The 12,226-nt window shown below is 37.6% G+C and carries 8 protein-coding genes; all 8 read right to left on the bottom strand.

All coding sequences use genetic code 11. The features are described 5' to 3' along the window. Positions 1 to 4: 4 nt before the first annotated feature. The 8 genes from PGP85_RS21325 to PGP85_RS14115 all read right to left on the bottom strand — a co-directional run bounded on the left by PGP85_RS21325 (position 5) and on the right by PGP85_RS14115 (position 12,206). Entirely contained in the window at positions 5 to 1,714 is a 1,710-nt protein-coding gene (locus tag PGP85_RS21325) for a hypothetical protein (protein WP_333490241.1), read from the bottom strand. A 92-nt stretch (positions 1,715 to 1,806) separates the two neighbouring features. Beyond that, positions 1,807 to 3,951, bottom strand: a complete 2,145-nt coding sequence (locus PGP85_RS14085; RefSeq protein WP_090402054.1) for a glycosyltransferase family 2 protein — start codon at positions 3,949 to 3,951, stop codon at positions 1,807 to 1,809. A gap of 4 nt (positions 3,952 to 3,955) precedes the next feature. After that, positions 3,956 to 7,117: a glycosyltransferase gene (locus PGP85_RS14090; RefSeq protein WP_178981959.1), complete on the bottom strand. Its 3,162-nt coding sequence runs from the start codon at positions 7,115 to 7,117 to the stop codon at positions 3,956 to 3,958. Between the two features lie 2 nt (positions 7,118 to 7,119). Then, entirely contained in the window at positions 7,120 to 8,325 is a 1,206-nt protein-coding gene (locus PGP85_RS14095) for an ABC transporter ATP-binding protein (RefSeq protein WP_010740449.1), read from the bottom strand. A 14-nt stretch (positions 8,326 to 8,339) separates the two neighbouring features. Next, positions 8,340 to 9,152 (bottom strand): ABC transporter permease, encoded by an 813-nt coding sequence (locus PGP85_RS14100; protein WP_010740450.1) that lies wholly within the window; start codon positions 9,150 to 9,152, stop codon positions 8,340 to 8,342. Between the two features lie 352 nt (positions 9,153 to 9,504). After that, a complete protein-coding gene (locus PGP85_RS14105; protein ID WP_178981957.1) occupies positions 9,505 to 10,164 on the bottom strand; it encodes a DUF2922 family protein in 660 nt (219 codons plus the stop codon). Between the two features lie 47 nt (positions 10,165 to 10,211). Beyond that, positions 10,212 to 10,595 carry a hypothetical protein gene (locus PGP85_RS14110; protein ID WP_178981955.1) on the bottom strand — a complete coding sequence of 128 codons (384 nt, stop codon included), beginning with the start codon at positions 10,593 to 10,595 and terminating at the stop codon, positions 10,212 to 10,214. Between the two features lie 351 nt (positions 10,596 to 10,946). Continuing rightward, on the bottom strand, positions 10,947 to 12,206 hold the full coding sequence (locus tag PGP85_RS14115; RefSeq protein WP_251866253.1) for an EpaQ family protein: 1,260 nt from the start codon (positions 12,204 to 12,206) through the stop codon (positions 10,947 to 10,949). Positions 12,207 to 12,226: the final 20 nt, after the last annotated feature.

Raw genomic sequence — 12,226 nt, forward strand, 5'->3', positions numbered from 1 at the left:
TGAATCAAAGGACCATTAACAGCAGCGCCCCCTTTTTATCGTAAAATTGAGGATCAATCCTAAAAAATTTGAAAAGAATATTAGACGGAGAATTCGGATGATTTACCAAAAATACCCCAGAAAAGAGAACCAATAAGAGAAAAATATTTATAAATCTTCTTTTGCCACTAATTTCTAACTTATAGTTTTTACTGGCCCGATGTTGAATAATCCCTGTCGCAATAGTTAATACGACTATTGCGATTAACACAACAATGATTATCATCGGACTAATCATACTAAGTAGCTCGTTAATATCCGATAAAAATACTAAATCAGAAGGTAAGATGGGTTCTTGTCTAAATTTGATTTTCAGTATCGTTGAAATGGTCAATAACATATCAAGTATTAAAGTAAACGTGAATGTGTACCAAAAACGTTTAATAACCAGAAATAGTAAAATAAAAAAGCCCATTATGATAATAACATTCAAAAATAATTGAGTTTGTCGTTTTGTAAAAATTGTTAATATTGATAGAATAGCCGCATTCGGAGTTTTATAATCTAAAAGTAAAAACATCTGCATAATAGTAAAAATGTAAAAGAATATTGCAACAAAAAATAGCCTTCTTCGCTTATTTATCCACTCTTTGAGGTACAACAGTTTCTCAATCAGTTGTGTCCGATCACTTACCATCAGTTTACTCTCAATTTTTTTATACAATGTAGTCTTTTGAAATAGAAATACTAAAAAACACAGGATACTTGAAATGACTAGATAAAGCATTGTCAATAAAATAATACCTAGAATCCATTTAATCGATGAAGTAAAAAAAGAAACTTTATATCTTTCCGAAATAATATGATTCATAGCTGGCCAATTAACCAGTATCAGAACGCTAAGTAAATAGTTTGAAATATTTTTAAAGCATAAACTCAAAAAATTAAATTTATTATTTATGGTTTCCCCAAAAATAAGCAAACTAACCGAGTAATAAACCGAAAAAAGAGACCAAGGCACGCTAAATCTATTTACTGTACTAGTATTACCATGAACATACATTGATACTTTAGTCATTACAACCACTAAAACCGAAAGAATTAGTCCGCTTATAATCAATTGTACAAACCTATTTTTATATCTATTTACTAAATTAAAACGTTTGATGAAATAACCAGCAAAAAATAAATATGCTACCCATAATATACTCTTTCCTTCTGAAAAACTAAAAAGATCCTTTCCAAATAGAGTTGGTAATACTACAAAAAGTAACGATAATAAAGTAACCATGCTCTTCAAGTTGTAATTAGAAAGTTTATCCAAGTGAGTAATTATTACAGGACTTAATAAAAATACCAAAATAAATGACACTGCAAACCCGAAAACATTTTGACTAATTGGAAAAAGAATTATCCAATAGTCTCGGATATTAATTGATAAGCAACCTATATTGATCAACAGCGTTAAAATAAGATATATCAAATAGAACCCCGCTATTTTATTAATGGGTTTCTTTCCAGCTATTTTATTCGAGTGATAACCCAAATATAAAGCCAAAATGTTTCCTCCAACAGAAGTAAGAGCAAGTAAAATATTATACACATAAAACCTAGTTGGATTTTCTGTGTATTCTGGTATAACTGTAGCTGATATAAGAATACGTTGAACTATCATAAAGAAACAGGCAAATGCAATTGTTACTACACCATACTTATTCCTATGTTTTGATCTCATATATTTCGTTCACCTCTTTTGTTACTCAATTTTAAGAACCATACATAATTCACTTACCCAATAAAACAAAATAAGTCACTAATTGAAATTGGTTACTCCCCAACCCTCACCGAAAAATCTCCGCCAACCCTCGTCAAATTGGGATTGTAATATGGATCATTTTCAATATAGCTGGTCCAAGTGTCTTCCATGTACTTGGTTTCTTTTTCGAAGCGGGCTTGTTTTTCTGGTGTATTTTCGTATCCGCGGGATTGGGATTCGAAGTGATACAGTTCTACGCCATGCAGCCACACGTTATTATGGCCTCTTTCGTATTCCTTTAAGCATAGATCAACATCATTGAAGGCCACAGTTAACTCTTCATTGAATCCGCCGATTTCAGCAAAATCTTTTGCTCGAATCATTAGACAAGCTGCTGTAACCGCTAAATAATCAACGTTGATCTCAAGTTTTCCAAAATAGCCGAAGTCTCCGCGTGGGAAAGTATGGTGTCCGTGTCCGGCGGCACCACCCATGCCTAGAATAACGCCGGCATGTTGAATTGTATTGTTTGGATAGTATAATTTTGCGCCGACACAGCCGATACGTTTAAGCTGTGCGAAAGACACCATTTTGGTCATCCATTCAGGTGTGATCACCTCGGTATCATTATTCAGGAACAGCAAATATTTTCCTTTAGCGACTTTTGCAGCTAAGTTATTGATGCGGGAATAATTGAATGGAATATCGATTGATTCCACCACAAATCGTTCACCTAACTGTTGCTGATACTTAGTATAAAGATCCTTCATTTCAGGTTGATCGCTACCATTGTCCGCCATAACGATTTCATAATTCGGATAGGTCGTCTTTTCGATGATTGAATCTACACAGCGTTTCACATCGTCATATCCGTTGCGCGTAGGAATGATTACACTGACTAACTCTTCCGAAAGTACTTGGTAATCAACATCATATAAGCCATTTCCTGCCGCATGGTTAACAGTTGCTTCGATTCCACGGCGTTCGATTGCAGCTTGGACAGCTTTTAATCCAGCATCAAAAGCATAGCTCTTTGTTGATTGATCTGCTGCTGTTGAACTTGGTAGAATACGCCAATAATATAAAACCTGCGGAATGTGCGCAATTCGTTCGTCGGAGGTTTGTTCGGTGAAGCGCAAGACTAGGTCATAATCCTGTGAACCTTCATAGCCTACACGGAACCCGCCGATTTTTTCCATAATCGAACGACGATAGACTCCTAAGTGTGAAATGTAATTCGTTCCCAGCAATAAATCCGGTGACCAATCTGGTTTAAAAGCTGGATCAAATCGTTTGCCGGCCATATCGATCTTGTCTTCGTCGCTATAGATCAAATCTAAATCAGCATTTTTATTCAGACATTTTACAACCTCATAGAGAGCAATCGGTGCTAGTTCGTCATCGTTATCTAATAGGGCGACGAACTCACCTGTCGCGATTTCTAATGCAGAATTTGTTGCCTTAGAGATATGACCATTTTCGGAACGAAAAACGATCTTGATACGCGAATCATTGGCAGCATATTTTTCTAGCAACGGTCTCACGGACGCATCAGTAGAATGATCGTCGGCCATACATAGTTCCCAATTGGGGTAAAACTGATTTTGAACCGATTCGATACATTTCGCCAGCCATTTTTCCTCTACATTATAAACCGGCATCAAAATAGATATCATTGGCTGATAATCAAATGCTTCAATTTCTGCCTTGATTGTATCTACATTCCAATTCTCATTTTCAGCAATCCATTGTTGATAGTTTTCATCAGATTGTTTATCCTGCTCCAGCCGGATCCGGCGCAATGTATTTTTTAAACCATTACGCTTCAAGTAACCTAGGCCTTTGCGAGCTTTACCGTACAAAGCATGTATTTGTGACGGTTGTTTGGGTTCTTTAGCAATATTTTCATTTGGAATAAACGATTCGTTATGAGTATGCTCTCCGAAATGAAACGTCAATGAGACCTTCTCTGCCGGATTCACTGCTTCAATAGTGATATCAAAGCCCATTTTCAGACTAGCACTGGTTTTATGAGCAGCAGCTACGTCTGAACGAGGATACCATTCGATTTTCTCACTTACCACATTTTCAGAGTGTATATCGAGTGTAGGCACTTCTTTTGAATCTAACGCCAGCGCCCACCCTTTAATCTCTAATTGCTTCGTCTCTGGCTGAAACCTGCATTGATCAATGCAAACTTGTTCATTTTTTGCCATCGGATTAACCTCCTATGCTGAATTGATTTGGATTGATCAATGGATCGTTCAATTCTTGAGAGTATTTATTGGTCAAAGCATCATAGGCTTCTTTTTTGATATTAAAGTGATTTTCGCCTGGATAGCGTACTTCAAAATAAGGATCGAAAATCAGTTTCTTGTTTTCTTTTGCTAAGCGGATCGAAAAGTCGATTCCTTTGATTGCAGTTGGCAAGGTCAGATCAAAACCATCCAGCGAGAAGAAATTCTCTTTACTGATAATGATCACATCTTCGGTCGTTGTATAAATTTCACGCGGCAAGGCCGGGCGGAAATACGTTCCAATCGTTTTGTTAGATAGTCCTTGCTGCTCATACACAACACGCTCGTGTGCTGGATCAATAATCACACCACAATTCAAGATAGCTTCATCTTTACTAATCACTTTGCCTGTGACTGCACCAACATTCGGCAAACGAACAAAGTTCATCGCTTCTTTTAGCCAAGTGATTTGAGTAGGAACAAGTTCTTCGGTTAAGAATACTAAGAATTCCCCGGTTGCTTCTTTCGCTAAGTCATTTTCATTCTTACTAGAAAACGTACGAATACGCTCATCGGTAACTGCGGCATTATTGGTTAAGATTTCAAATTTAGACCAATCCGTCGTTAATAGTTTCATCAATTGTTTCTCGCTTGATTTGCCGCTTAAAATGATTGAAACTTTTGGTTCGCTCTCATATTTGAAATCGACCTTATAGGCACCATAATTTTTCGTCATTGATACAACACCATCTAAATTGCGCCGTTCAATAGCTGCTTGAACCGAATTTTGTCCAGCTACATAGGCATATTCTTTACTCTGTGGGTCCATCGCTACTGATGTTTCGATTGTGCGCCAGTGATAAAGGATATTAGGAACATGGTAGATTTCTTTTGCCGCTTCGGTGGCCCGTAAAACAAAGTCATAATCTTGACTGCCATTAAACTCGGTTCGTAACCCGCCGACTTTCTCTACGATCGAACGTTTCACAACGACAAAATGAGTAATATAGTTGTGTCCCAGTAATAATGTTTCATTCCAATTAGGTTTGAAGAATGGGTCAAACCGTTTGCCGCTCATCGATAACTTGTCTTCATCGGTGTAAATAAATTCTCGACTCTGATCTTCGTTCAAAGCATTAACAACAGCCAATAATGCTGTGTCAGCCAAAATATCATCATTGTCCAAGAACCCAATATAATCCCCCGTCGCAATATCAATTGCGGAATTTGTCGCCTCTGAGATATGTCCATTTTTTTCACGCAGAACAATTTTCACTCGTTCGTCTGCAGCCGCTAGTTCTTGTAGTAGCGGTTTGATATGGGCTTTTGGCGAGGCATCATCTGCCAAGCACAGCTCCCAGTTTGCGTAAATTTGATCCGTCAATGATTTCACACAAGCACGCAGCCATTTTTCATCGACATTATAAACCGGCACAACCAATGAAATCTTTGGTTGGAAGGCTAATTCTTTTGAAGCCTCGATTAGTTGTGCACGCGTTGGTTCCTCAACCTTGGTCATCCACTCTTCATAATTTGCGCTTTGTTGTTTTGAACGTTGATAATTCTTCACCGCTCCAGAAAAGCCATTTCGTTTGATGGAGCCCAGTAAATGACGAATTTTTCTCGCCACCGGTGTATTCACCTGTTGTGAATGCTTCGCAATAACTGGATAAATCTGATCTTGATCATCTAGAATAAATAATTTTACTGCATCCAGCACTTGCATATTTTTAGCCGTTAAAATAAACCCAAACTTCTCAGTCGAGTCGATGCCAAAGACTTCATTCACATCCGGACGATAAATAAAATTGACCTGCAGCCGATTCATTGATTCAGCCAATAAGTACTTCAATGGCGTTTTCGTCGCTTCGGAAAATCCCCAGCCCTTGATGATTGCTTCGTTTTCGGACTCGTTATTTTCGATTGATTCGATCGTCAGTTTGATTCCTTCCATTTCAGCACTTGGTTCTACATAAGGAATATTATTTAGCTGATACTTATAATGGTCCAGATAGTTCAACTTCAATGTTAGCAAACGATTCTTTTCTTTTTCATTTGCTACATCTTCCATCACTTTTATTTCTGACGGGAAAAATTCTTCTTCATTCAGTACATTGACGTTTACAGTAAATGATTTACCCGCAACCATCGCACCATCCACGATCACATACGGTTCCTCTAGTACTGCAGGAAACATAAATAGATCTTCTTGATACCAAGAAGCGTTCGTCTCTTTGACGGTCAATAATTTATTATCAACGACAACCGATAGTTGAATTGCCGCAGGAACCTTACCGATTACGATCCGTAATTGGTCTGTATGCTCTGGTGCTTGATGTTCGGTGACCTTATTTTCCCCGGTTTGATTGTTGAGAATGTAAGGTTCAATTTCAAATTTACCATCAATTAAATAAGCCAATTGTATCTGCTTATTATAATTTGAATTAATCGGTTCGACCCGTTCTGGTCGTTCAACCGGCTCTTTCCGCAACGCATAGAAATACTGATAGACTTCGCCAAAAGGACGGTTTTTGAAATCATAGCGAACCATTTCCGGCAATTCTTCATAGCTTGCTGATAATTCATTCTGACCAACCTGCGAATAGGTAAAATCCTCACGGCGGATGGATAAGCCAATTCGTTCAAACAGCTCTTCAAAACCATGCTGAGTATAAAAACTATTATGAGTCCGATCCAGCAGTCCATATTGTTTCCAGTCTAATCGATTGTTGAATAAATCAATCATCACTGAATTGTGTGCCAAATTTGGGAAAGTTAATAGTATCTCCCCATTAGGTGCCAGGAATTTACTTGCTTCTTCAAGCGCCTTTTCTGAATCCGTCAAATGCTCTAGAACATCCGCAAAGATAATAAAATCAAACTTCTTATCTGCAAAATGATCATTCCATTTGTATTCTTCGATATTTCCTAAAAAGCCGTCCTGGGCAAAGCCCATGACGTGCTCAAATAAGACCGGATCAAATTCGACGATCGATACTTCACATTTTTTTTCGTTGATCAAATATTGTGTCATTCGGCCATTACCAGGACCAAATTCTAAAACGGAAGAACCTTCAGTGATCTGACTGATGATTTTCCCCACACTTGTATGCTCTTCAAGCGATAAATCAAAATCATACTTCATAATTAAATCGTATCCTTCCACTTATGATCCAATACGACGATGCCTTCACCGACATATTTGCCAGAGATGAACATGGTCAAATATCTTGTTTTATAAACCAACGGCACGGTCGCATTTTCTTCAAAAACAGCTACGTCGAAGTAATACTCGCCGCCTAGAAGTGCCATCTTTTCATATTCTAAATAGAAGACATTCTCCCCTTTTTTCCAAGGAATCGATTCTTCGTCCAATAACGTGTTCAAACCGCAAACATAATTGTTGTCGACTGTACGAATCGCCACACCTAATACAGGCTTCTTGATCGAGTCATCTTTTACATTATAAGTCACTTTCACAACGACCTTGCTGTCTTGTTCAATAATTTCTAAAGGTTGCAGGTCGCCATCCAATAGTTCAGCCGACTTCACTTCTACGATATCGTAAGCAGAAAAGTCTTCTGAAGTAGAGTTGTCACGGTCAATGGTTTTCAATGATTTTTTCTTCAAGAAGTTTTCGTAGTTCTCTGTAATATCCATTGTTTCGCCTTCTGCTTCAACAACCCCATTTTTCAACCAATACACTCGGTCACAGAAACGACGAACCGCATTTACATCATGAGAAACGAATAGAATCGTTTTTCCGGCATTCCGCAATTCGGTAAATTTTTCCATACATTTTAACTGGAATTCCAAGTCACCAACCGCTAATGCTTCATCGACGATCAAAATATCAGGATCGACGTTGATCGCCACAGCAAAAGCAAGACGCACAAACATCCCGCTTGAATAGGTTTTGACCGGTTGATATAAATGGTCGCCAATATCAGCAAAATTGATAATATCATCAACTTTATCCATCATTTCTTCACGAGAAAAGCCTAGAACCATCCCGTTAAGGAAAATATTTTCATATCCGCTGTATTCTGGATTGAATCCGGAGCCTAGTTCCAAAAGTGCTGCGATATTTCCCTCGATTTTTACTTCGCCTTCTGAAGGTGTCAAAACACCCGTAATGATCTTTAGAATCGTTGATTTACCAGAACCATTTTCTCCGATAAATCCGATCATTTCGCCTTTTTTTACTTCTACATTCACATCATTCAATGCGTAAAAAACTTCATGATAGGTTTTTCTTGTTGGGCTCAGCGCCTCCTTCAAACGATCAGAAGGCTTTTTATACATATCATATTTTTTAGTTAAGTGGTTAATTTCGATTACTGTTTCAGTCATTTAAATTTATCTCCTTATAGAACATCAGAAAAATGTGGTTTCAAGCGTTTGAAGACAATGCTGCCGACCACTAATAGAATCAAAGTCACAACCCAGAAATAGATCGTTAACAACGGTTTTTCCCAAAACCATTGTTCACCAAAGAACGCGTCTCGGTATCCTTGGACCACATAAAACATAGGATTGAATTTTAAAATAAATTGAATTGTTGGGTGGGCCGCAAATTGATTGATACTCCACAGTACCGGCGTTCCCCACATTAGTGCCTGCATAATCACACCAATAAATTGATTGATGTCCGGGAAAAATGGCTGAATGGAAGAAGTAATCCAAGTCAGTCCTGTTAAAAACATCATCATCGCGAAAAGATAGTAAAGCAGCTGTAACATGTGCAGATTCGGAATCGCGTGATTAAAAATCGCTACTATCAAAGCGATAGCGATGAAAAAGATATGCATAAATAATCCCGAAAATAATTTAACAGATGGCAAAATGCGAATATTGAATACGACTTTTTTTACTAAATAGCTATATTCGCGAAAAACATTCGTTGCTGAACCTAATACTTCTGAAAAGTACATCCATGGTACCAGCCCTGTTAATAGAAAAACAATGAATGGATATTTTCCATCCGTCATCGCTGCCTTGAATCCGACCCCGAAGACAAACCAATAAGTAACTACCATCACTAACGGATTAGCAAAGGCCCAAAAAATTCCCAGAGCCGACCCAGCATAACGCGCTTTGAAATCATTCACTGAAAATTGTTTTAGTAAGGTACGATTTTGAAAAATTTCTTTAAAAAAACTAAGTAAGTCTTTAAACATTTTTATTCCTCTCATCTAACGCTTGATTTATTATTTCTACAGTTGATTAACGTTATTATTCTACAGAAAGATATATGTAAAAGCAAGATTATTAAGAAAAGCTTCGTTAATTCCAACTGCCTCGCAATGCCTTATTTTCTTTACTCGCTACCGCTAAAATGACCTTATCGCTTCGATTGTTGATTCATCACATGTAACATAGATTTTTGATACTCTCTGTCTATCGATGCCTACGACAAATAGCCCGCCATTTCGGCGAGCTAAAATTTTTATTAAATTTTCTTTCCAAGTTAAAAATTCTGACTTTCTCCCATACCAACGTTGGATTTTCTAATGGGAAAAATGCAGCGAGCTACTCTCGCTTTTGGATTCGATCTAACAATCTTTTCCGTTTTTTCTTTGGTACATCTGGTAGAGCCTGCGCGATTTCCATATCCTGTGTTTCTGACTTCTTAAGTCTTTCTGTCAAAATAAGCCTCGTAGGCAATTTATTGTCCTCAATCTGAATATTTTCCAATGTATAGTCGTCGGGCATACAGGAAACGACTATTGACAAAGCATCGCTTTGAGTTAGTTCTCTTGGATTTACTTGTTCAGGTAGTTCGATGGTTTGGATCAATACATCGGGTTCTGGTTTCTCTTCCAAGACAACGAAATCATGAGCCATCTGAACCTCCTCCTGCTCGCGAATAGCTTGTCTAGGCTCTTCAACTACTGAGGCCGTTTCTTCTATTTGAACGTGTGATTCCGTATTGTTTAATGAGGAATCCATCAATTCAGCATGTGCATCGATGCGATCATCAAAAATAATCGTTTCAGTCGTTTTGATTAGTGTCGCATGACGGACCTTCTTAAATAGGCCGACACCATTCTTTTCAAATAGGTTCAACTTAGTCAATTTTGTTAAAGATGCTTTGATTTCTTCTCCGGTCTTCGTCAGATCGAAATTTTTCAACTGTAAATAATGAATTTTCCCATTACTATTTTCGAATTCTGCTTTTAATGTGTTCATCGTCTCTTTCCTTTCTATTTTATTTCGTACCGTTACTAGGTTCTTCGTCATGAACCGACTAATCCTGCCAAAGGTTCTTTAATAAATTGAGTATATAAAGCCCGGAGCTTTTCAGCGATATACGTTTTCGCGGGAAATAATTTAATAGATAATAGCCGCCATTCTTTTTTCTCGAAATATTCAGCAAAGTAAAGATAGTATCGTCGCATTGCTGCCGTAGAACGTGTGCGTAAGAAAATGTGTTGAACTAACTCCATCAGCATCATTGAAAAGTCAGCGTCGCATAACTCTTCTCTCACTTGAATCGCTATCAATATTTCAATCGCACCATTACCGTCATTGGTCGCTTGGTAATAATTGTTTACTCGCTTTTCCAAGGTCTTGCGTGTTAAGGTAAAAAGCTGGTTTCTGCTTAACCCATATTCTTCCATATGTTCCTCCTTCTCTTTTAAGAATTATTTTCACCTGAGATCTCTATACACATAAAATAAGCCTTTTATAATGGGGTTTTCAACACCATATTCTTTATTTTGAATTAACATAAAAGACTTGCCGCTTTCTATTACCGTATTCTTAATAAACTCTCCCTCCATAAATAACAACCGATTTTCTATTTCTCATATTCATTCTCCATAGATAATAGCTTTCTAATCTTTAAATGATTGTCATCTATACTTATTTAAAACAAAAAAGCATCTCAAACGAACTCTTTAACAATTGAATTCATCTGAGATGCTTCATTTTTCTATTCTACTAGGACAACTCGTCCGAAACCTAGCCTTCTAGCCTCGTCGGCTTTTGCGTGTCGTTCTCACCTCAAACGCTTCTTCTTCCGTTGGATCGAAAACATTTACCGAGTAATCATAAAAATCCTCATCTATTGGATTCTTTTGCCAAGCAAGTCCTAATAAACAAAATGTAATCGGAATCCAATATGGCGCCATCAATGTATCTTCCATCGTTGACTGCATAAGTACAGCAAAAAAAGCAATAATGAAGCTTAATTGCGTTGCCTGTGTATCCTCTTTAACGATGATCAGCCAAACATTATATAAGATAAACATACTCATCAACACTAATCCAACTAAACCAAATTGACCTAGAGTTGCATTGTAACTATTATGATTTCCTAGAATCTGTTGCCCACGCTGAAACGTAAAGGGCGGCATGCCTACCAAGAACTGTTCCTTCACTTCAAACAAGGTATCGTAAAAATGTTTCCAAATATCTTCCCGTCCGGTAAACAAATCGATGCTGCTGGAGTTTGCCAAAAACAACGACAAAGGAAAGATGCCAATCAGAAAAACACTGTAGCCGATTCCGTATCCCCATTTGACCTTTTCTTTCAAAAAAATGGGCCATACATCAAAGAGTACAAACACTACAACTGCAATAAATGCAGCCTGTGATTGAACGACCCATGTACAAGCTAACGCAACAAGGTAAACTGGGTATTTTAAAATTCTTGCCCAGCTTCGTTCAAGTGACTGCAACAGCGTCGCCGCCAAAAAACTTGAGCACATCACACTGCTGCCGATGGTATTCGTATTGATCCAAATCTCCTGCAGCTTATTGCTTTTATCCCAAATGCTCATACCTGCAACTGGATCAGGAATTTCCGTAAATATTCGATAAGCTGTGATTAATAGAACCATTCCCATCAAACCAGCAAAGATCAGCCGTAATTCTTTTGTAAATTCGACTAATTTGAAATCCAATACTATCAAAATAATCAAAGCGATTGTAATATCCTGCAAGAACCCCGCCTGTCTTAGCTCATCAAACTGATGAAAAAAGAGAATTGAAAGTATCCCGACACCAATCCAAATCAGATCTCCCAGCTTCAGACGATAAACGTTTAATAGCAAAACGATCGTTGCTCCGATAGGCATATAACGATTCATATTAGCATAGATATTGAACATTCCTTGAGTTCCAATACCCTTTGTCCAAAGGAAAAAGCACAGCAACGTCATTCCAATCAGAATACACGCACTAATTAAATTTAATAGATTTGATGTGCTTCTTTTTATTTGTATCATTTTTTTCCTCCGAACTTCGA

The organism is Enterococcus malodoratus, from assembly GCF_027659535.1.
Taxonomy (GTDB): Bacteria; Bacillota; Bacilli; order Lactobacillales; family Enterococcaceae; genus Enterococcus_A; species Enterococcus_A malodoratus.